We start from the raw sequence: 21676 nt of genomic DNA, 5'->3' as shown, positions 1-21676 counted from the left end.
ACAGAACCACCGTTCAGTCACGGTCAGCAGTAGGGACGGGGAAGGGTGGGGCCGCGCGCGCCGGAACGGCCGCGCGGCCCGGGAGCGTTCAGTCGCAGACGCGGTCGCGGCCGGCTTCCTTGGCGCGGTACAGCGCGGCGTCGGCGGCGGCAATCAGCGCCTGCTCGTCGTCGCCCGGTTTGAGGCTGGCAATGCCGAACGATCCGGTCAGGTGCGGCAGCGGCAGGCGCATGTCGGGGAACACGATCGCCGCGCGCAGTTTCAGGCACAGGCGCTCGGCCACCATCGCCGCGATTTCCGGCGAGGTATTCGGCAGCACCGCCATCATCTCTTCGCCGCCGTAGCGCACGGCGTAGTCGGACGGGCGCAGCGTGTTGCGGATCAGCTCGGCCGCCACGCCGAGCGCGGTATCGCCGGCGATGTGGCCGTGGGTGTCGTTGAAGTTCTTGAAGTTGTCGAGGTCGATCATGATGAGCGACAGCGGCGACTTGTCCTGCGAGGCGCGCCCCACCAGCTTGGGCAGCATGTCGCCCAGCCAGGCGCGGTTGTACAGGCCGGTGAGCGGGTCGTTGAGCGACAGCTGGCGGTAGAACTCGCCCAGCTTCTGGCGCCGGCGCAGCAGCGCGTTGGCGGCGCGGATGCGGAACGACATCAGGCGCAGCAGATTGCGCGCCAGCACGTGCGAGCGGTCGATCAGTTCCCACACCAGTTCCGGCTCGATCACCAGCAGTTCGGTGTCCTCGGTCGCGGTCATCGCGGCCAGGTTGGCGGCGTCGTCCAGCACCGCCTGTTCGCCCGCGCTTTCGCCCGGATTGATGCAGCTGGTGCCGCTTTCGTCGTCGGCGTGGGTGTCGGGTGCGATCTCGAGCTGGCCCGACAGCACGATGTACAGGCGCGCGTGGCTGCCGTCCTCGATGCGGCGGCCCTTTGCCATGCGCACGACCGCGCAGCTGGCCAGCATGTGCGCGACCGTGCTGTCGGTTTCATCGCGAAACAGCTGCAAGTCGCCGATGGTGGTGCGGTGCGCACCGAAAGTGCCGATCTGTTCCAAGTGTGTCCTCTGGTTCGGAGTATCGATACGCCCGTATTGATACACCTGATGATAGTTGCGGAATAATAGCGTATTCCGGGTTGCCGGTGCGGCAACGGTGTTTCTGTAATAGACAATGTTTTGATCATGCCATGACTGATCCCCAATCTTCCTTAAGCCAGGCTTTGGATGCGCTCGGAACCATGCATCCGCCCGCCCCCGATGCGCGCATCGTGTCGCTGGTGCCGTCGATTACCGAACTGCTGTGCGAGCTGGGCCTGGCGCCGCAGATCGTCGGCCGCACCGGCTTTTGCATCCACCCGAAAGCGCTGGTGGCCGGGATTCCAAAGGTGGGCGGCACCAAGGACGTCAACCTGGACAAGATCCGGCGCGTGGCGCCGACCCACGTGATCGTCAACATCGACGAAAACGAAAAACCGACCGCCGACCTGCTGGCCGGGTTCGTGCCGCACGTGGTGGTGACGCATCCGCTGGCGCCGGCCGACAACCTCGACCTGGCGCGCCTGATGGGCGCCATCTTTGGCGTCGAGGCCGCGGCCGAGCGCTGGTGCGCCGCCTTCGAGCGCGAACTGGCGGCGCTGCGCGCCTTGCCGCCGGGACCGCCGCGCACGGTGCTGTACTGCATCTGGCAGGATCCGTGGATGAGCGTGTCGGGCGACACCTATATCGCCGCCATGCTGGCCGAGCTGGGCTGGCGCGTGCCTGAGCTGGGCGCGGCGCGCTACCCCGTATTCTCGTGGTCCGAACGACTGGTCAATGGACTGGATGCGGTGCTGCTGTCGACCGAACCCTATCGCTTCACGCAGGTGCATGCGGATGCGCTCGAGAAACAGATCAGCATTCCGGTGCTGCTGGTCGATGGGGAGATGATGTCGTGGTACGGCAGCCGGGCGCTGGCCGGCGTGCGCTACCTGCGCGAACTGCGAGCAATGCTCGAAGGAAGCTGAAGCAAAGGCACGCCCCAGGCGAGGCGTGCCACGCGATGGATCAGGAATCCGTCAGGTGCTTGTCGGCGGTCGCATCGTCGGCCAGCGGGGTGGCGGCGTGACGGTGCTTGTCCTGCAGGCGGCCGATGGCGCTGTCGAGCGCACGCGCCAGCTTGCCGCCGGCATTGTTGATGGCCTGGTGCAGGTCGTTGGCATGGTCGTGCACCACGATCGGCGCCACGCCCGACAGGCGTGCTTCCAGCATGCAGTAGTTGCCGCCGTCCGCTTTCTTTTCCTTGTTCTCGTTGCTCAGGTGAACATCAACGCGGGTGACCTGGTCGCTGAAGCGGCCGATCGAAGAACGCACCACGGTGTCCACGTGCTCGTCCAGGCCTTGATGCTTGTTGATGGTGTTATCGGTATTCACATTGATCTGCATGGATGGCTCCTGTTGTCGTTACGATTTCATCTTACACGCGCACACCGCCGCGCCACGTTCGCTGCCGCACGCAGGGGCGGCAATAATGTGTGAGAAAAAAAGCAAGCAGTGCTGGCTATACTGGCCGCCGACCTGAAAGGAGCGCCGTATGCAGAAGGGATGGGAACGCTGGGTGATTGGCACGCTCGCGGTGGGCATCGTCGCGGTGGGATCGGCCTGGATCCTGCGGCCGGTCGAGCCGGTGGCGCCAGCGGTGGCGCCGGCGCGGGCCGTACAGGCTGCCAAACCGGACGCCAGCTGGCCGGCAGCGGCGCCGGCGCAGGTAGCCCAGGTCGTCGCGGCGTCGTTCCTCGACGCCGCTGCGCCGCCGTTGCGCGAGCAGGTCGAACGCCTGCTGGCGAGCAGCGATCCGCAGCAAGCTTATACGGCCTATCTGTTGGTGTCGGTATGCAGCCAGTTCAATCAGAAGGGCGATGTCGTACGCTACGATGACGATCTGCGCACCAATCGCGGCCTGAATGCGGACGAAAGAAAGCAGATTTCCGGCATGTGCGGCGCGATGACCGAACGCGAGCGGCTGGCCCGGCTCGATCACCTTGCGCTTGCCGTCAAGGCCGGCGTGCCCGGCGCCGCCTGGGCCTGGGCGGCCGAAGGCCCGTTCGGCGACCCGAGCGCATTGACGACGCGGCCGGACGATCCGCTGGTCAAGGAATGGAAGGCGGCAGCGAGCGCGCAGGTCATCAAGGCAGCCGAAGCGGGGGACACGCTGGCACTCCTGATCTGGGGCATGCAAAGCATCTATGGTTCGGACCTGGCCGAACGGCAACCGCAGCTGGGATTTGGCTACCTGCTCGCGATGGACCTGATCGCTTTTGATCGCCTGGGTCCGAACCACCCGAAAGCCAAGGATTTCGAGAACGGCAGTGCGCTGACGCGCTTCCTCGAGAGCGAGGCCAAACTCACGCCCGAGCAGCGCGCCGCTGCCGTAGAAACGGCGCGGCACATCGTCGACAAGGTGAAAGCGCAGCGCCGGGGCGGCGCAAGCGGCCCATCCGACTCCGCCTTGTGAAACTTACTTCAGCTTCTCGTTCTCATGGTGCGGGAAGCGGTCCATTTTGGAGAGCACCGGGAACAGCCAGGCCCAGATCCCGGTCACGGCAATCGTCGCCGCGCCGCCCAGCAGGATCGCGCGCGTCAGCCCCAGCCAGCCGGCGGTGATGCCCGACTCGAATTCGCCCAGTTCATTCGAGGCGCCGATGAACACCGAGTTGACGGCACTGACCCGGCCGCGGATCTCGTCCGGCGTTTCGTACTGCACCAGCAGGTGGCGGATATAGACGCTGACCATGTCGCCCACGCCGGACAGGAACAAGGCGCCCAGCGCGATGGCGAAGCTGTCGGTCGCGCCCAGCACCAGGATGCAGACCCCGAACAGCGCCACGCCGCCGAACATCCAGGCGCCGACCCGGCGCGTGATCGGATACATCGCCAGCGCGATCGAGCACAGCGCGGCGCCGGCGCCGGGCGCGGTGCGCAGGAAGCCGAGGCCGGTCGGCCCGGCCTGCAGCACGTCGTGGGCGTAGGCCGGCAGCAGCGCGGTGGCGCCGCCGAACAGCACCGCGAACAGGTCGAGCGAGATCGCGCCCAGCACGATCGGGCGCGAGCGCACGAAGCGCAGGCCTTCGAGCAGGGTGCTCAGGCTGACCGGAGCCTTGTTGATGATCTGCTGGATGCTGCGCGTGCGGCTCATGAGCAGCACGGCGAGCGTGAGCAGCGCGGCCGAGATCATGTGCACGGTCTGGGCGCCGAACACGTACAGCAGGCCGCCGACGATCGGGCCCAGGATCATCGCCACGTGCATGGTCGACGAGCCGAGCGCCACCGCCTGGCTGAATTCGCGGTCCGGCACCAGGTTCTTGAGCACCGCCTGCGAGGCCGGCATCATGAAGGCGCGCGCGCTGCCGAACACCACCAGGATCGCGAACACCGGCCACACCACCTGGCTGCCGCTGGCCGTAAACGCGATCAACAGGGCGCTGCACACCAGCTGCACCGCCATGCACAGCATGACGATGATGCGCCGGTTGTAGCGGTCGGCCACGTGGCCGGCCCACAGGATCAGGACCAGGAAGGGCGCGAACTGCGCCAGGCCGATCAGGCCGAGGTCGAACAGGCTGCCGGTGATCTGGTACACCTGCCAGCCGATCGCCACGCTCTGCATCTGGACGGCGAGGGTGGCGAGGAAACGGGCGGAAAGATAAAAGGCGAGATTACGGTTGCGCAGGACGCCCAGCCGTCCGGATGGCGACATCAGGGACATGGAGTTATCGGGTCACGTGAAGAGGCCGCCATTGTGCCCGAAGTTGCGGCGCCGCGTTCGTGGGCGCCGCGGATGGTTCGCGCGAATAGTTCGCGCGGATGGTTCGCGCGGATAGTTCGTTATACGGCCAGGTCGGCCTCGGTGGTGAACGCGTCGGCGAAGAACTCGTCCGGCGGCAGGCCGCACTGCGCGCTGTATTCGACGCGCGCCGAGTCGACCATGACCGGCGCGCCGCAGGCGTACACCTGGTGGCCCGACAGATCCGGCATGTCCTGCATCACCGCCGCATGCACGTAGCCGGTGCGGCCGGTCCAGCCGTCGTCCGGCAGCGCACTTGACACCACCGGCACGTAGACGAAGTCGGGCAGGGTGGTTTCCCAGGCGCGGCACAACTCGTCCATGTACAGGTCTTGCGGACGGCGCCCGCCCCAGTACAGGCGCACCGGGCGCGTCGACTTCAGGTGCATCAGGTGCTCGACCAGCGCTTTCACCGGGGCGAAGCCGGTGCCCGAGGCCAGCAGCACGATCGGTTTGTCGGACTCTTCGCGCAGGAAGAAGCTGCCCTGCGGGCCTTCGAAGCGCAGGATGTCGCGCTCCTTCATGGCGCCGAACACGTGGTCGGTGAACAGGCCGCCCGGCAAGTGGCGGATGTGCAGCTCGAGCGGACCTTCGAACGACGGCGCGTTGGCGATCGAGTAGGCGCGCCGCTTGCCGTCCTTGAGCAGGAATTCGATGTACTGGCCGGCGCGATAGGCCAGCAGTTCGTTGGCCGGCAACTGCAGCTTGACGATGGCGACGTCGGGCGCTGCCTTTTGAATAGCGGCGACGCGGGTCGGCATCTTGCGCAGCGGGTAGTCCGAGCTGCCGCCGACTTCGCGCGCCTCGATGGTCAGGTCCGCGCTTGGCACGGCGCAGCAGAACAGCGACATGCCTTGCGTCTTTTCGAGGTCGGACAGGGCGCGCTGCTGGTGCGGCTTGTGCTCCACGCTGCCGTCGATCACCTTGCCCTTGCACGAGCCGCAGGCGCCGTTCTTGCAGCCGTACGGCAGGCCGATGCCGGCGCGGATGGCGGCGGAAAGGACGGTTTCATCGGCCTCGCAGGTGAACTGGCTGCCGCTCGGCTGGACGGTGATCTGGAAGGTCATGCGGTATTCGTGAATGCGTGAAAGGCGCCGTGGCGCGCGGTTGAAAAGGCGTTGTCTTGTTGCTACGGATGGGCGCTATTCTACACCGCGCCCCGGATTCGGGCGCGCGGGCGGACCGGGCGCTGGGCCGCGCCTCCGGGTGCACCGCGGGCCGGGCGGCTGTGCTACAGTGCCGCACTTTCACCGCCCCGACTTTTACGACACCGACTCACGATCATGTCCCAGCGCTTTCCTTCCAGCCTGCCGCGCCTGCTCATCGTCGGCTGCGGCGACGTCGGCATGCGCCTGCTGCCGCTGCTGCGCGGCCGCTTCAAGGTGTTCGCCGTGACCAGCCAGGCCGAGCGCCGCGCCGAACTGCGCGCCGCCGGCGCCACGCCGGTCGTCGCCGACCTCGACCGGCCTACGACGCTGCGCCGCCTGCGCAATCTGGCGCCGTGGGTGCTGCACCTGGCGCCGCCTCAGGCCGAAGGAGAGCACGACCGGCACACGCGTCACCTGGTGGCGGCGCTGGGCGCGGTCAAGCGCCTGGTCTACGTCAGCACCACCGGCGTGTACGGCGATTGCGGCGGCGCGCTGGTGCACGAAGCGCGTCCGGTCGCGCCGCGCAATGCGCGCGCGCGGCGCCGCGTCGACGCCGAACGCATCCTGCGCGCCTGGGGCCTGGCGAGCGGCGCCCGCGTGTCGATACTGCGCGTGCCCGGCATTTACGCCGACGACCGCCTGCCGCTGCGCCGGCTGGAGCAGGGCACGCCGGCGCTGCGCCCTGAAGACGACGTCTACACCAACCACGTGCACGCCGACGACCTGGCGCGCATCGTGCTGGCGTCGCTGTGGCGCGGTCGGCCGGGGCGCGTGGTGCATGCGGTGGACGACACGCGCATGAAGATGGCCGACTATTTCGACGCCGTGGCCGACGCTTTTAATATGGCGCGTCCGCCGCGCCTGCCGCGCGCGCAGCTGCAGTCGGTGGTGACGCCGATGCTGCTGTCGTTCATGTCCGAATCGCGCCGGCTCGACAACACCCGATTGAAACGAGAATTGCGGGTGCGCCTGCGCCATCCCGACGTTGCCGCCACCCTGGCGCGAATGAAGGGCGCGCGCCGCCCGGAAGGAGAAATTGCATGACCTACGAAGAATACCTGGACGAAGTCACCACCCTGATCGTCGAAAAGTACGGCGTCACCGAAAAGGCGGCGATCAAGATCGTGGTCGACGCCCAGGACAAGGAGTACTTCGTCGCCCACGACGACAACCGCGCCATGCGCACGATCGACCGCGCGCACGATGATGCGCGCACGCTGTTCAAGGCCAGCGCGCCGGCCGGCGGCGCTGCCGCCGCGCCGAAGCGTCCACGCAAGTAAAGTCGCTTGCAGGGAGCCTGAAAAGCCGCAGCCGGCAGGTAGCGGTTGCTACCTGCCGGCTGCGCGGGGAGGAACCAATCAGGCTGCTTGCAGCGACTTGCCCGGCGCGCCGCACCAGGCGACCGCGCTGCTGGCCACGACCGACGGCGCGCCGCACCACGCGACATCGTTACCGGCGCTCAGGGACTTGCCCGGAGCGCCGCACCAGGCGGTCTTGACGCTGGCGGCCAGTTTCTTGCTGGGGGCGCCGCACCACGCGCTGGCGCTGCCCTTGACCTGCTTGCTAGGAGCGCCGCACCACGCGGTGTCGGTGGCTTTGCGCGCCTGCTTGCCCGGAGCGCCGCACCAGGCGGCATCGGTCGCCTGCTTGCCCGGGGCGCCGCACCAGGCGGCATCGGTGATTTGTTTGCCCGGAGCACCGCACCATGCCGCGTCGGTGGTTTGCTTGCTCGGAGCGCCGCACCATGCGGCATCGGTCGCCTCCTTGCTCGGAGCGCCGCACCAGGCCGCTTCGGTGGCTTCCTTGCTCGGAGCTCCGCACCAGGCCGCATCGCCGCGCACGACGGCGCCGAACTGGGCTTCGTACATGTCGCGCATGCGCTCGCCGGCCTTGGTGCGTTCGCCTTCATCGGCGCCTTCGCCCATACCGACGTACGGATAGTGGTGCAGGAATTCCCCGAACAGGGCCTGGCAGTCGCGGGCGTACTTCATGGTGTCGAGGATGTGGTAGTGCCAGAACATGTCGACGTCGAGCGTCGGCGACACCATTTCGTCCGGGTATGCCTTGGTCAGGAACAGGAAGCGGCGATACTCGGCTTCCACAGCATTGGCACGGCGTTCCGACCAGCCTTCGCCGGACTCCACGTGCATCAGTTTCATTTTGATCGGCGCCAGGTCGAGCGCCTCGAAGACTGCAAATTCGCTTTTGTTCGACATTTTATTCACCTCATTTTGAATTGTGATGGTGCTGCTGTTTTATCCCTGGTTTTGGTACGGCGGTGCTGCGGGTGTTTTCTGGTGGCGGCCTCCTGCTTGCGAATGGGCTGACGGTTCGGTGTTTGACTGATGACAGTGATAAACATTTTCCTGTGGGCAGTCACTTGAACTGTTGCGATAGCGCAAGCATGGAAATGGATGAATCCTTTCGGCAACACATCGCTCCGCACACCTCCCGCTTCAAGCGGCGGCCCGATTCAGATCGCGGCCGCGCGTACCGGCGCCGTCGGGCGCCGCGTCCCTGTCGGCCTCACCGCCGACGGGTATCGTCACCACGATCGTGGTGCCGGATTCTGGTCCGCTGCTCACCGAAAACGCGCCGCCCAGAATGGCGACGCGCTCTTCGATGCCCACCAGGCCGAACGAGCCGTGGCGGTTGCGACTGCCCGGCTGCATGCCGACGCCGTTGTCGCGAATGGTCATGGTCAGCATGCCGGCATGCTGGTGCAGGTCGATGCGCACCTTGGTCGCCCGTGCGTGGCGCGCCACGTTGTTGAGCGACTCCTGCAGGATGCGGAAGAAGGCGGTGGCGCTGTGGTCGTCGATGCGGTGGTCGTCGCCGTCATCCACCAGCTCGCAGGCGATGCCGGTGCGGCGCGCGAAGTCGGCCACCTGCCAGTCCACCGCCGCACTCAAGCCCAGGTCGAGCACGTTCGGGCGCAGGTCGTTGATGATCTGGCGCACGCTGCGGATGGTGACTTCGATCTGGCGCACCGTAGCCTCGGCGCGCGCATGCAGGCGGCGCTGGCCGCCGCGGGTGCGGTTGGCCAGGAACTCGGCCTCGATCTTCAATGCCAGCAGGTTCTGCGCCAGGTCGTCGTGGATTTCGCGCGCGATGCGCTTTCTTTCGCCTTCCTTGATCTGCTCGGCGTGCGCGGCCAGCATGCGCAGTTTCTCGTGGCTGGCCTGCAGCTTGGCCTGGCTGGCGCGCACTTCGCGCGTCATCTCTTCGGCCATGCGCAGGGCGCTGCGGCGCGACGACGCCAGGGTCTGGAACAGCGCATACAGCAGGGCGGTGCTCATGCCCACCGCGAACGCCGCCAGCCACGGGTAGTACATGTCGAAGCGGGTGTACAGCGCCGACTTGGGGATGGTGAAGTCGGCGCGCCACAGGCGCTGGTTGAACTCGATCGGCAGGCTGGCCGCGAACACGCTGCCGTCGTCCGGCGGCAATGCCGGCGTGGGGCGCTCGACGGTGGCCAGGCTGTCGTACAGGGTGGCGCGCGGCGGCGCTTCGTCCGGCTCGGGCGCGGTGGCGGTGAGCTCGGTCAGGATCAGGCGCGCACCCTTGACCGGGAATTCGTCCAGCACGCCGCTCACCAGCGGCGTGACGCCGAAGCCTATGCCGGCCGAGCCGGCATAGGCCAGGCGCCGCTGGTCGACGCTGGCGGTGGGCAGGTCGCTGCGGTACACCGGCAGGCGCAGCGCCAGGCCGCTCTGGTTGGGTCCGGCTTCGAGCGCGATGCGGGTGCCGGACGCGCTCAGGGTGCCGTTGTCGCGCGCCGTGGCCAGCGCCCGGCGCACCGCGCCGCGCGCTTCCAGGTCCAGGCCCAGCTTGTCGAGCGCGTGCGGCGGCAGCGGTTCGATGAAGACCAGAACGGTATAGGTGTCGCGCTCGGGCAACGCCTGCAGCGGCTGGAAGCGCTGCACGCCGTGGCGCGCCAGGCGCGCTCGCAATTCTTCGTTGAGTGCCGGCAAGTGCTCGGCGCGTACCGCGCGCGCATAGTTGATGACCTCGATGCCGGAAAAATTGCGCGTGATGTCGAGCTGGGCCACATACTGGCGGAACTGGTCGGCGCTGGTCTCGGGATTGGCGCGGAACAGGCCGGCGACGCCGCGCAACACGTCGCTGTAGCTCTTGATGCGAGCGTCGATGGTGTATTGGGCGGCGCGCGCCATGCCGCGGAAGCGGGCGCGCGCGTCGCTCTCGATCGCCTCGGAGGTGGCGAAGTAGCTGGCCGCCCCGAATGCGAGCGACAGCAGGGCGCCTGTGATCAGGGTGGCCGGGGTCGACATCGAAAAGGGGCGGGTTGGGGTCATTTGCATTTGCCTCACAAAGACTGTGCAGGATCAAATCGCGTTCTGTGCAGGATCAAAGTGCATCCATGGCGATACGCTAAGCAAATTTGCGACTAATCGTAGCTATCAGCTCTGCTAGGGTTGGTTAAAAACGCTTGCTGCATAGCAGCGCGGCGTCCGATCCCGGGGAGGGAAGGGACGCCGCGGAGGGGGCGATTCAGGAGGGGCTCAGCCCATCGCTTGAGGCTCAGTTCATCAGTTAAAGCTCAGCCTGTCAGTTGAAGCTCAGACCGTTGTTGCTGGCGTTGCTGACCTTCTTGCCTTTCAGGTCGACCGTGAAATGGTCGCTCGGCTTGGCCGAACCAAGGCCCTTGAGGATCGCGAACACCTGCTTGAACTGGTGCTGGAAGGCCGTGCCTACCGGGTTCTGGTCGGACAGCTTGTCGCCGATGCGCACTGGGGCGGCCGGGCTGGACGGGAAGGCCGACATCAGCACCTTGTACTGGTTGACGCGCCCCTGGCCCATGTCGCGCAGCGCCAGTTCGCCGGCGTACACGGTGCGGTGGAAGTCGCCGTAGAACTCGTAGGCGCTGAGCGCTGCGAAGTCGTCCAGGCGCAGGCCGGCGGCAGTGGCCAGCTTGTCGGCGCGGGCCGTAGCGTCGGCCCAATCAGCGCTCAGGGTCGAAGCGGCGACCGGCATACCGGTGACAGTGCCGGCGGCGGCGCAGGAGGCGGTCAACGGCACGATGCCCGGGATGTCCTTCAGCTGGCTGAGGGTGACCTTGGTCTGCAGCTGCGACAGGATCAGCATCTGCTTGCCGTTCAGATTCATCGCCGCTTCCTTCATCTCGCACGGCCAGTATTCGTCCATGAAGCGCAGGCGCGACAGTTCGCCGAAGTAGTAGCGGGTGTATTCGCCGTACGAACGGGTGTCGAGGATGGCGCGGTCCCAGCGCTTGCCGGCGTCGGCCGGAATGCTGCTGCCCTTGAGGTAGTCGTTCTCGACCACGTACAGCGGGAACAGTTCCGCGAAGCGCGGCACGGTACCCAGCGGCATGGTCTGGACGTCGATCGTTTCGGCATCCTTGTAGGTGATGATCTTGTAGGCTGCGCCGTACACCGCCAGCGACGGCGACTGCACGTTGACCAGGTAGTTGCCGCTCGTGTCCTGGTGATCGTTGGTGCCGTTGAAGTGCATGTGGCCGCCCACGTGCAGGCGCAGGCCGGTGGCCGCCACCGCATTGGCGACGGTCGCGTCCGGCACACGCGCGGTCTGGAACGCGCCCGACTTGAACACGGCCTTCATGGCTCCGGTCTGGTTGGCGTAGAAGTCCATGGTCGGGTAGTGCGAGAAGGCCATCAGCTGCTTGCCCTCCGCCTTGGCGCGCGCGGCGACCGACTTGATGTATTCCATCAGGTGCATCTTGTGGGTGATGACCTTGTTCCAGCCGGCGTTGCCGGCGCCGTCGTAGCCCTTGAACCATTCAGGCCTGGCCGGATCGAAGTTGGCGTTCGGGACGAACACGTTGGCGTCGATCGACAGCAGCCACAGGCCCTTGACCGGTTCCACCAGGTAGGTGCTGTCGATCATCTTCACGCATTTGGTGTAGGCCTTGCCCAACTTGGCTTCGCCGGCCGCCTTGTAGATGCCGCCCGAACCTTCGGCGCAGATCTCGAATTTGCGGTTGGCCAGGGCGGCCTGGGTGACGGCTTCGTCGTAGGTGTATTTGCCGCCGCTGTGCTTGCTGAACGGCGTTTCCCACAGGATGTCGGCCTTGTTCGGCATGAAGCCGAATTCGCCCATCTTGGTCATCAGTTTTTCGTAGCCTTGCTCCATCAACTGGTCGGTGCAGACCACGGCCGGATCCTTGGCGATGCAGGCGGCGTTGCTGGTGGCATAGACTTTCTGTTCCTTGCCTTCCTTGGTCAGGAAGTCGTTCTTGCCGGCTTCCTGGTCGTCGTACGGTTCGACCGGATCGTGGTTGCCCGGGGCCAGGAAGAAGCGCATGCCCTTGGCCTGGTATTGCTTCATGACGGCGGCGATGCCGTCCACGTTCATCGGCTGGGCGTCGTCGGTGTAGTCGCCCGGCAGCGCGACGTAGCGGATGCCCTTCGCGTAGGCGTCGTCCAGCGCGGCGTAGAAGGCGAAGTAGTTTTCGTTGAACAGGCGCGTCGAGGTCAGCTGCGCGTACATGGTGCGGATGGTCGCGTTCTTGCCGTCCCTGGTTGGGATGCCGCTGAACTGGCTGCTCTTGAAGTCGCCGTAGACGTCCTGGAAGTGGACGTCGCTCATGAAGGCGACGGCGGTGCCGACCGGGGCCGGGGTCGGCTCCGGGGTCTGCACCGGCGGGGGCGGCGTGGTCTGGGCGGGGGCGTCGGGTTCGCCCGGGCTGCAGGCGGCCAGCAGGGCCAGGGACAGCGCGGCGGCGCCAGTAGAAACGCCGGTGGAAAATAAGCGGGTCATGCAATGCTCCGGTCAACGAAATTGCCGGGGATGATTGCATTCTTGCATGACCGCTTTGTTACATGCCGAACACCCTCTATGGCAGGTCGATGCTGCCTTCGATCAGTGCGCTGCCGATGGCACCGGACGCTGTGGCGAGCCCGGCTTCTGCCGTGGCTGCGCCCATGCGTCCGGCGTCAGACTGCTGATTGTCGTAGTCGATCACCTGCGCGCCGGTTGCGGCGTCGGTATGCCAGATTTTAATTCCGAAACGTGCAGGTGCATCGCCCGTTGCCGCCAGCGTCACCAGGTCGAAGTGATGTGTGCCCTTGCCATTGATTGCGCCGCTGCCTGCGAACCGGACCTGGCCAGGAGCGGCGGCGACCGGTGCGATGTCGGCACTGCGAAAGTCGAGGTCGCCCACTCTGAAGTGGAGCGCGGCGCCACTGGCGGGGCCACCGGGGCCGCTCCGATTGGCGCGACTGGCATGTGAAGCGTCCGCCGATAGCGCGCTGAACGCAAAGCGCGCGCGCCCGGCGCGCTGCGGCGCCCCGTTGCCGGCGGCAGACTGGGCCATGAACGCGCCGGCGCCGGACGCGCCCTGCGCGGCTTGCACGGCGATCTTGCGGCTGACCCTGACGCTGGCGCCGCTGTCATCGACCACGGTTGCCGACACCGTGTACACGCCCGGCGTGCCGTACGTGTGGCGCGCGCTGCTGTGTACCCCGGCGGAGCCCGTGACCGTGGTCGCGCCATCGCCCCACGACCAGGTGACCTTGTAGCGCGCTGCCGGCCGGTCGCCGGCGATGCCGACCGAGGCGTCGAATGGTGCGCCCGGCAGCGTCACTGCGCGCGCCATGATCGGTCCGACCGTGTGCGGACAGGCGCACGACGCCCCGGTGGCAGGCTTGAGCAGCACCAGGCCGCTGTTGGCACGCGCCACGATCGCGCCGTTGTCGGCAATTGCCAATGCGTCGTACAGTTCCAGGTCTGGAGGCGCATGGCGCAGGCGCTTGTTCAGGTCGACCATGCCAAGCCTGGCGCTCCAGACAAACGCGCGCAACTGACCTGATGCATCTACCGCGTAGCCGACCACTTGCCCGTTGTTGTTGGCGCCCGACGGCATCGATGGGGGACTCCCCAGTTGGCCCAGTTCGACGATACCCCCGGCGCGAGTCCAGGTGAAGGCGCGGGAGTAGTCGCGGCCACTGCTGAGGGTGCCGATCACGCGTCCGCTGGGCGTGATGCCGATGGCGTTCACGTCGTAGGTGCTGCTGACAAGGGGGCGCATGCCGCTGCCGGGCGTCCAGATGAATGCGCGCCACATCGCGTTGCCCGCCGGCTGGTCGTAGTAATTGCCGACTATATTGCCGCTGGCATCGATCCCGATTGCCACGGAATCGGTGACGCCGAGGGTATCGATGTCGACCATGCCGCTGCCGAAGGTCCAGCGGAAGGCGTGCGAGCGGCCGGTCCCGACACGTGCGCTGCCGACGATCACGCCGGCGTCGTTGAGCGCCAGGGCGTTGGCGACGTACGGCGGGGACGGCGCCAGATGGCCCAGGTCGGTGAAGCCATCGGACCGGCTCCAGCGGTAGGAACGGATGGCGAGGTTGCCGCTCATGTAGCCGGCGACGACGCCGTTGTTATTGATGACCGGTTGATGCGGGTAGATTGCGCCGGGCAGGATGCCGATGTCGGTCATCGGGCGCCATGGACTCCAGATGAAGGTGCGATCAAGATCCTCGGCATTGCGGGACTGGCCGACCACCTGGCCAGCATCGTTGAGGCTGGTAGCGACGGCATAGTCGGTGCCGAGCCGGCCGATGTTGCGGATCCGGCTGCCGTCGTAAAAGAATGCGGCGATTGGTACCTGGAATAAATCGCTGGTGTACGAGAAGGCGACCTGACCGCTGGCATTGATCGCGACGTCGCCGTAGTGTTCGCCATCGGTCAGGTTGACGACGCGGTAGGTAGTCTTGCCGAAGCTGGTGCGCTGCGCCTGCGTCTGTATCGCGTCGATGCCGGATTGCGGCGGCGCGGCGAACGCCATGCTGGCAAGCACGAGGGTAACGAACGATAACGCAGCGATGACGTGATGCCCCACGCCACGGGACTTCGTGTGCATGTGTTCTCCGATTGAAAACGTTGAGGCTGCCTTCGCCACCGTCGCGTGGGCGCCTGGACCTTCATCATGGCCGGATGACGTTCACGTCCAGACCGAACGCGTCATGCGCGCACCCGCGCACGACTGACATGGATCGAGGCGCGCTGGCGCAATTGCCGCTATCGCGCGCGCAGTGCAAAAAAAATCCCGCCGCGGCAGCACCGGGGCGGGATTTTTTGTGAGCCGAAAACTTACTTGGCCCAGCTGTCCTTCAGCGTCGTGACGCGATTGAACACCGGCTTGCCCGGCTGCGAATCCACGCGATCCGCCACGAAGTAGCCATGACGCTCGAACTGGAAGCGCTGGTCCGCCACCGCATCCTTCATGCCCGGTTCCAGGTAGGCAGTAATGGTCTCGAGCGCGTTCGGATTCAGTGCGGCCCTGAAGTCCTTGCCGCCGGCGTCCGGTTGTGGCTCGAGGAACAGGCGGTCGTACAGGCGCACTTCGGCCTCCAGGGCGCTGGCGGCGCTGACCCAGGTGATGTTGCCTTTCACCTTGTAGTTGTCGGCGCCCGGCGTGCCCGACTTCGAATCCTCGAAGTACTTCACGTGCACGGCGGTGACGTTGCCGGCTTCATCCTTGTCGTAGCCGGTGCATTCCACCACGTAGCCGTACTTCAGGCGCACGCGGCTGCCCGGCTGGTCGCCTTGCGGCGGGGTGAAGCGGAAGTAGCCCTTGGTCGGGGTTTCCATGAAGTCTTCCTGCTCGATCCACAGCTCGCGCGTGAACGGGAAGGTGCGCTTGCCCAGTTCCGGATGGTGCGGATGGACCGGCGACGAGCACTCGTGCGCTTCGCCTTCCGGGAAGTTGTCCACGATCAGCTTCAGCGGACGCAGCACGGCAATCGCGCGCGGCGCCTTCGGATCGAGGTCGTCGCGCAGCGCGCCTTCGAGCGTGCTCATGTCGATCCAGCCGTCGGCCTTCGACACGCCGATGCGCTCGCAGAACAGCTGCAGCGACTCGGGCGTGTAGCCGCGGCGGCGCAGGCCGACGATGGTCGGCATGCGCGGGTCGTCCCAGCCGGTGACGACGCCGTCGTCGACCAGCGCGCGGAGTTTACGCTTCGAGGTCACCACATAGGTCAGGTTCAGCCGTGCGAATTCATACTGGCGCGGCACCGGGCGCTGGAAGAATCCGCCTTCGGCCAGGGTCTCGACCAGCCAGTCGTAGAACGGACGGTGATCCTGGAATTCGAGCGTGCACAGCGAGTGCGTGATGTTCTCGATCGCGTCCGAAATCGGATGCGTGTAGTCGTACATCGGATAGATGCACCACTTGTCGCCGGTGCGGTGGTGGTGCGCATGGCGGATGCGGTACAGGGCCGGGTCGCGGTTGGTCATGATTGGCGAGGACATCGCGTCTTCGCTCATCTTGGCACGCAGGATGTGTTCGCCATCCTTGTACTTGCCGGCCTTCATGTCACGGAAAATCTGCAGCGATTCTTCCGGCGGGCGGTTGCGGAACGGCGAGTTGGTGCCGACGGTGCCGAAGTTGCCGCGGTTTTTGGCCATGTCTTCGGCGCTCTGGCTGTCGACGTAGGCGTAGCCCTTGGTGATCAGGTACTCGGCCATCTCGTACAGGCGGTCGAAATAGTCGCTGGCGTAGTACAGGTGCTCCTTGCTGGCGTCCTGCCACGAGAACCCGAGCCATTTGACGCTGTCCATGATGGTGTCGACGTATTCCTGGTCTTCCTTCTCCGGATTGGTGTCGTCGAAGCGCAGGTGGCAGATGCCGTCGTAGTCGCGCGCCAGGCCGAAGTTCAGGCAGATCGACTTGGCGTGGCCGATGTGCAGGTAGCCGTTCGGCTCGGGCGGAAAGCGGGTGATGACGGACGGCAGACCCGGACGGTCATGGGTGCCGGCGGCACGGTCGGATTCGACGATCGCGCGCACGAAGTTCGACGACGGTGCATTGCCCGGCGCCGGGGTGTTCTTGTCGTTGCTCATGAAAAAGAATGTTCTTTAGGGGTAAGTTGCGGGCATTTTACCGTAGTCGGGGCCGACCGAGGGCCGGCGCGGGCAGGCGAGTCTGTCCGTACGCCGCCGCATTCGCGTTTTCTATAGGATAATCTCGCTTTTGCTCTATTTGCGGCTTTGCCGGGAGAATTCCAATTGGAAAATTTATACGCGATCCTCGGCGTCGCGCCCAACGCCAGCGACGACGAGATCAAGAAGGTCTACCGTTCGCTGGCCATGCGCTACCACCCGGACCGCAACCAGGCCCCGGGCGCCGAAGCGCGCTTCAAGGCGGTGTCCAAGGCGTACGAGGTGCTGTCCGACCCGGTCCAGCGCGCCGAGTACAACCAGAGCGTCAACCACCGCATCGTGCTGGACGCCGAGGCCGAGGCCTTCGAGCTGTGGCGCTCGCTGTTCGCGCTCAATGGCGTGAACCTGCCGGCGCACTGAACGCCCAGAACAGAATCACGGCCTGGCGCCTTGCCGGGCCGGGCACAATCACAGGATAGAACATGAAACACGTACATCCCGAATTCTCCTTCCAGTCGCGTGAACTGGACGGCCAGATCGAGGGCACCCTGGGCGACCCGCCCAACAAGAAGAACTACGACATGATGGTCGGCGCGCTGGTCTCGGAATACGCTTCCGGCGGCGGCCTCGACGACGTCAACATGATGGCCTTCGCGCTGGTCGACCGCATCCGCTTTCTGGACCCGAAGGGCCTGATGCGCGAAGCGGCCGACTACGAGGACGGCGACCCGGCGCGCGTGTTCGCGATGGCCGAGTGCAGCGGCGACGACGGCAAGGCCATGTACGAAGCCATGACCGCCAACTACCCGGAACTGGCGCGCCAGGCGATCATCACCGCCTTCCTGTTCAAGAACCAGGGCCGCTGGGACGACGACGACCAGTCGCTCGAGCAGCTCGGCCGCGACGACGACGGCGACGACCATGACGAGGACGACGGCCCGGCGTCGGACGACTTCACCGGCCTGTTCGATGAAGGTGAGCGCGATGACCGATAAACTCGACGATAACAGCGCAGACGAGACCAAGTCGAACCTGCCCGCCCTGGTCAGCCAGGTCGGCGAACTGGTGCTGGCCGGCTCGCTCGAGCACGCCGAAGAGGTGTTCTCGAAGGCCGCCGACGAGCATGGCGACTACGCCGTGGCGCAAGTGCTGACCGAGCTGCCGCCGCAGGTCACCGCGCTGCACCTGTCCGGCTTCGATGGCGCCAAGACCTCGCTGGCCACCATGCTGGTGCCGCCCAAGGCCTGGGCCGACAGCCTGGCCTACATCGCCGCCACCTGGCAGGAGAACATGATCGAGGACGATCCCGAGCGCATCGCCGAGAACCTGTTCAACCACGTCCACGGCGTGGTCTACGCCCAGGACGACGAAGAGCGCCGCAACGAGCTGCTGGAGGCGGCATCCGCCACCGACCACGGCGCCACCGTGTTCGCGATCATGTGGTCGCTGGCCCCGAAAGAGATCCTGGAAGTGGCGGGCGAGATCCTGTCCAAGGGACGCTACGTCAGCGGCCAGACCAGCGCCGACAGCGACATCGTGCCGCTGGCGGTCGACCTGGCCAAGGCCAGCGAAGACGGCTGGGAGCGTTCGCTGCTGGAGCTGTTCCCGGAATTCCGCCACAGCGCCGAGATGGCCGACATCGAGCTGCCGGACGATCCGGACGAAGAGTCCGAATTCATGCAGCGCTCGACGCGCGACCTGTTGCTACGCTTGCGCAAGCAGGTGCCGTCGGTGCGCAGCCGCCCGGCACGCAGCCCGCGCCGCAGCCTGGGCACGGATATCTTCTCGTGAGTGGAGCTTTCAGTCCAATGCTGCCAGCAATCGTCATCGAACAACCGCCGCGCCTGGTTCGCGCGATCAAGCTGCTGCCCGGCGAAGCCACCCCGGAAGAAGCGGCGATCCTGGCCGACGAGCTGTCCGGGATCACCGCCATGGTGGCCGAGAAGTTCACCAACGACCGCACCGCGGAAGGCATCGCGCGCGCGCAATTGCTGACCGTGGGCGGCGTGTCGCTCGGCCTGGAAACCTTGATCCAGACCGAGACGGAGGGCGACCTGGACGCCGTCGACATCCTGATCGGCGACGGCGCCGAGCACGCGTTCCAGGCGGGTTTCCGCATGATCCGCGAGCTGGCCGCGCTGCCCGAGGACAGCCTGGTGGGCGAATACGACGACGACCCGGTGTACGCCCAGCGGCGCCTGAAGGAGCTGTTCGTCGACATCTGCACCGCCGATCCGGGCGAGTCGTGGACCGGCTACGAGCGCTACCTGGGCCAGGTCCGGCAGCGCAAACAGGTGCTGGCGATCGTCGAGGCGGCGCGCTGGCTGCGCCGCAACCACTACGAAGGTCCGGTCAATGACCCGGACCTGAACGCCGAAGGCGTGATCGCGATGGCGATCATCTTCGCGGTGGAAGGGGGCGGACGCATCACCGCGCGCACCGGCCAGAAGGAGTTCGAGCGCTTCGTCAAGGCGGTACGCAAGCACCAGCCCGACTTCGAAGCCGGCTGGGCCGAGCTGCTGGCGCGCATCCCGCCAGCGCACCAGGCCGTGATCGCCGAGCGCATCGAGATCTACCGCAACAGCTGCACCGTGCTGCAGCAGATCGGCACCAAGGCTACACTCGCCCAGCTGTTCACCGAACTGGAAAACTACGCCGGTTCGGAACTGGACGCGGAGTACCCGTGAGCCCGCGCCGGTGACGACCGCAGGCGCGCGCGTCCAGGCCGGCAGCCCGGAATTCCGGCGCATCAACCGCGCCATGGCCTTCGGCGGTTTCTCGATCTTCGCGCTGCTGTACTGCGTGCAGCCGCTGATGCCGCTGCTGGCGCACGATTTTCACCTCTCTCCGGCGCAGAGCAGCCTGGCGCTATCGAGCTCCACCGTGACGCTGGCGCTGGCGCTGCTGGCCTCGAGCAGCGTGGCCGACCGCTACGGCCGCAAGACCGTGATGGTAGCCTCGATGGTCAGCGGCGCGGTGCTCACGCTGCTGTCGGCCTTCGCTTCCGACTACCTCCACCTGGTGGCGATCCGGGCGCTGCTCGGCCTGATGCTGGGCGGGCTGCCGGCGGTGGCCATGGCCTACCTGGGCGACGAGATCGAGCCGACCTCGCTCGGCCTGTCGATGGGCATGTACATCAGCGGCAGCGCCTTCGGCGGCATGAGCGGACGGGTGATCTCGGCCTTCATCAGCGACTTCGCCTCCTGGCGCCTGGCGGTGGGACTGCTGGGCGCGGCAGGGCTGTACGCGGCCTGGGAATTCTCGCGCAGCCTGCCGCCGTCGCGCCACGGCAGCGTGCGCGCGGCGCGCGGACCCGGCTTCCTCGAGGGCCTGCGCATCCACCTGCGCGATCCCGGCCTGCCATGGCTGTTCGTGCTGCCGTTCCTGCTGATGGGTTCTTTCGTGAGCTTGTACAACTACATCGGCTATCGCCTGCTGGCGCCGCCGTTCGGGCTGCGCCAGAGCGCGGTCGGGCTGCTGTCGCTGCTGTATCTGCTCGGCATCTTCAGCTCGATGTGGGCCGGCAAACTCGCCGACCGGCTGGGGCGGCGCAACGTGCTGTGGATGTTCATGGCGCTGATGATCGGCGGCCTGTGCGTGACCCTGCTCGAGTCGGTGGTGGCCACCGTGCTGGGCGTCGGCCTGGCCACCTTCGGCTTCTTCGCCGCGCACTCGGTGGCCAGCAGCTGGGTCGGGCGGCGCGCGCGGGCGCCGCAGGCGCTGGCCTCGGGCATCTACCTGTTCTTCTACTACCTGGGTTCGAGCGTGGTGGGGTGGTTCACCGGCTACGTGTACGAGGGGTGGGGCTGGAGCGGGGTGGTGGCGCAGCTGGGCGGGATCCTGATGCTGGCGCTGTTGATCGCGCTGCGCCTGCGCCGGCTGGCGCCGCTGCCGCCGGCCGCCTGAAAGCCGGGCGCACGGCCGCTCAGCGCGGCATGCGCACGTGATGCGGAAACGGCGTGATCGCTTCGGACACCAGCTGCGCCGGGGTCGGCTTGCGGCACTGCTCGGGCTGGGCCAGGACGCGCTCGATGACCATGGCCGGCACGCCCTTGAATTCCATGTAGCGGCGCGCCTGGACGGCGTCGCGCACGCCCAGGATATTCAGGCCGCGCGCCACGGCGTTGGCCGTGGCTTCATCGCTGCGTCGCTGGCGCACATGCATGGGACCAAACCTTCTTTAAATCAATTTCGAGAAACAAGGCGCGCTCCGCCACATGATGGTCGTTGCGCGATTGGCGCGATGATACCCGCCCCGGGTCGTCCCTGCCAGTCCCTGCGGCCACATGCATGGTGGCGACGGATAAAAAAATACCACGCGAGGCGTGGCATTTTTGCTACTGCATCGACGGCGCGTGGCCGCCGGAGCGGGGATCAGCGGCGCGCGGCGCGGTTGATCGGCGGACGCGGGGCGCCGGCGCTCTTGCCCAGGTGGCGGAAGGTGATGCGGCCCTTGCTCAGGTCGTAGGGCGACATTTCCAGGCTGACCTGGTCGCCGGCGATGATGCGGATGTGGTTCTTGCGCATCTTGCCCGAGGTGTAGGCGATCAGCTTGTGGCCGTTTTCGCAGTCGACGCGGTAACGCGAGTCTGGCAGGACTTCGGACACCACGCCATTCATTTCGATGAGTTCTTCTTTTGCCATGATGGGCTCCGGTTAATTGATGAATAAATCGCCGGTTCCAGTCGATCGCGCGGAAACGGGCAGGGTGCCTGCAGGGCAGGCTGCATGTCACGGTGAACACGGCGGCGCGGCGCGCGCGCCAGGCCGGAAAATACGATACGGACGGAACAGCGGATGCCGGCGCCGATGTCGGACCAGAGG

Annotated in this window: 20 protein-coding genes; 9 read left to right on the top strand and 11 right to left on the bottom strand. The window is 66.4% G+C overall.

Translation table 11 applies throughout. The annotated features are described in order from the left end of the window. Positions 1-88: 88 nt before the first annotated feature. The gene (locus tag QPK27_RS19850) at positions 89-1051 is read right to left on the bottom strand and encodes a GGDEF domain-containing protein (RefSeq protein WP_290419902.1); all 963 of its coding nucleotides are present in this window, start codon (positions 1049-1051) and stop codon (positions 89-91) included. A gap of 182 nt (positions 1052-1233) precedes the next feature. On the opposite strand from QPK27_RS19850, the gene QPK27_RS19845 reads away from it, so the two are divergent. Then, positions 1234-1998: a helical backbone metal receptor gene (locus tag QPK27_RS19845; RefSeq protein WP_290419901.1), complete on the top strand. Its 765-nt coding sequence runs from the start codon at positions 1234-1236 to the stop codon at positions 1996-1998. A gap of 40 nt (positions 1999-2038) precedes the next feature. On the opposite strand, the gene QPK27_RS19840 is transcribed toward QPK27_RS19845, so the two are convergent. Further along, positions 2039-2416 (bottom strand): HPF/RaiA family ribosome-associated protein, encoded by a 378-nt coding sequence (locus QPK27_RS19840; RefSeq protein WP_290419900.1) that lies wholly within the window; start codon positions 2414-2416, stop codon positions 2039-2041. 148 nt (positions 2417-2564) lie between these two features. On the opposite strand from QPK27_RS19840, the gene QPK27_RS19835 reads away from it, so the two are divergent. Continuing rightward, positions 2565-3485, top strand: a complete 921-nt coding sequence (locus QPK27_RS19835) for a hypothetical protein (RefSeq protein WP_290419899.1) — start codon at positions 2565-2567, stop codon at positions 3483-3485. 3 nt (positions 3486-3488) lie between these two features. Here the strand turns inward: QPK27_RS19835 and QPK27_RS19830 are convergent, their stop codons facing one another. Both QPK27_RS19830 and QPK27_RS19825 read right to left on the bottom strand, forming a co-directional pair. Next, positions 3489-4736: an MFS transporter gene (locus tag QPK27_RS19830; RefSeq protein ID WP_290419898.1), complete on the bottom strand. Its 1248-nt coding sequence runs from the start codon at positions 4734-4736 to the stop codon at positions 3489-3491. A gap of 119 nt (positions 4737-4855) precedes the next feature. Next, a complete protein-coding gene (locus QPK27_RS19825; RefSeq protein ID WP_290419897.1) occupies positions 4856-5881 on the bottom strand; it encodes a CDP-6-deoxy-delta-3,4-glucoseen reductase in 1026 nt (341 codons plus the stop codon). Positions 5882-6097: 216 nt separating this feature from the next. On the opposite strand from QPK27_RS19825, the gene QPK27_RS19820 reads away from it, so the two are divergent. Together QPK27_RS19820 and QPK27_RS19815 are read left to right on the top strand one after the other, a co-directional pair. Beyond that, a complete protein-coding gene (locus QPK27_RS19820; RefSeq protein ID WP_290419896.1) occupies positions 6098-7006 on the top strand; it encodes an NAD(P)H-binding protein in 909 nt (302 codons plus the stop codon). Continuing rightward, positions 7003-7242, top strand: a complete 240-nt coding sequence (locus QPK27_RS19815) for a hypothetical protein (RefSeq protein ID WP_290419895.1) — start codon at positions 7003-7005, stop codon at positions 7240-7242. The genes QPK27_RS19820 and QPK27_RS19815 overlap by 4 nt, the downstream gene beginning before the upstream one ends. Positions 7243-7320: 78 nt before the next feature. Here the strand turns inward: QPK27_RS19815 and QPK27_RS19810 are convergent, their stop codons facing one another. The 5 genes from QPK27_RS19810 to QPK27_RS19790 form a co-directional block, all read right to left on the bottom strand. Next, entirely contained in the window at positions 7321-8178 is an 858-nt protein-coding gene (locus QPK27_RS19810) for a glycine-rich domain-containing protein-like (RefSeq protein WP_290419894.1), read from the bottom strand. Between the two features lie 240 nt (positions 8179-8418). Beyond that, positions 8419-10278, bottom strand: coding sequence for a CHASE domain-containing protein (locus tag QPK27_RS19805; protein ID WP_290419893.1), 1860 nt, complete (start codon positions 10276-10278; stop codon positions 8419-8421). Positions 10279-10531: 253 nt separating this feature from the next. Then, positions 10532-12721 (bottom strand): metallophosphoesterase, encoded by a 2190-nt coding sequence (locus QPK27_RS19800; RefSeq protein WP_290419892.1) that lies wholly within the window; start codon positions 12719-12721, stop codon positions 10532-10534. Positions 12722-12797: 76 nt separating this feature from the next. Further along, complete coding sequence (locus QPK27_RS19795) at positions 12798-14828, bottom strand: PKD domain-containing protein (protein WP_290419891.1); 2031 nt, start codon at positions 14826-14828, stop codon at positions 12798-12800. Positions 14829-15058: 230 nt separating this feature from the next. Then, positions 15059-16813 carry a glutamine--tRNA ligase/YqeY domain fusion protein gene (locus QPK27_RS19790; protein WP_290419890.1) on the bottom strand — a complete coding sequence of 585 codons (1755 nt, stop codon included), beginning with the start codon at positions 16811-16813 and terminating at the stop codon, positions 15059-15061. Positions 16814-16978: 165 nt separating this feature from the next. Between QPK27_RS19790 and QPK27_RS19785 the strand changes: the two genes are divergently transcribed. From QPK27_RS19785 to QPK27_RS19765, 5 genes are all read left to right on the top strand, one after another. Then, on the top strand, positions 16979-17272 hold the full coding sequence (locus QPK27_RS19785; RefSeq protein ID WP_290419889.1) for a DnaJ domain-containing protein: 294 nt from the start codon (positions 16979-16981) through the stop codon (positions 17270-17272). Between the two features lie 62 nt (positions 17273-17334). Then, positions 17335-17847, top strand: a complete 513-nt coding sequence (locus QPK27_RS19780) for a hypothetical protein (RefSeq protein ID WP_290419888.1) — start codon at positions 17335-17337, stop codon at positions 17845-17847. Continuing rightward, positions 17837-18643: a hypothetical protein gene (locus QPK27_RS19775; RefSeq protein WP_290419887.1), complete on the top strand. Its 807-nt coding sequence runs from the start codon at positions 17837-17839 to the stop codon at positions 18641-18643. The genes QPK27_RS19780 and QPK27_RS19775 overlap by 11 nt, the downstream gene beginning before the upstream one ends. Positions 18644-18660: 17 nt before the next feature. After that, positions 18661-19539 carry a hypothetical protein gene (locus QPK27_RS19770; RefSeq protein ID WP_290419886.1) on the top strand — a complete coding sequence of 293 codons (879 nt, stop codon included), beginning with the start codon at positions 18661-18663 and terminating at the stop codon, positions 19537-19539. Positions 19540-19549: 10 nt separating this feature from the next. Continuing rightward, the gene (locus QPK27_RS19765; protein WP_290419885.1) at positions 19550-20758 is read left to right on the top strand and encodes an MFS transporter; all 1209 of its coding nucleotides are present in this window, start codon (positions 19550-19552) and stop codon (positions 20756-20758) included. Positions 20759-20777: 19 nt separating this feature from the next. Here the strand turns inward: QPK27_RS19765 and QPK27_RS19760 are convergent, their stop codons facing one another. Next, positions 20778-21017, bottom strand: a complete 240-nt coding sequence (locus tag QPK27_RS19760) for a hypothetical protein (protein WP_290419884.1) — start codon at positions 21015-21017, stop codon at positions 20778-20780. Between the two features lie 209 nt (positions 21018-21226). Then, positions 21227-21496 (bottom strand): translation initiation factor IF-1, encoded by a 270-nt coding sequence (gene infA / locus QPK27_RS19755; RefSeq protein WP_290419883.1) that lies wholly within the window; start codon positions 21494-21496, stop codon positions 21227-21229. Positions 21497-21676: the final 180 nt, after the last annotated feature.

The sequence above is a fragment of the Massilia sp. YIM B02443 genome, assembly GCF_030411955.1.
Classification (GTDB): domain Bacteria; phylum Pseudomonadota; class Gammaproteobacteria; order Burkholderiales; family Burkholderiaceae_D; genus Telluria.
The sequence above is the reverse complement of the archived record's forward strand: the minus strand, read 5'-3'. Positions and strand labels throughout refer to the sequence as shown.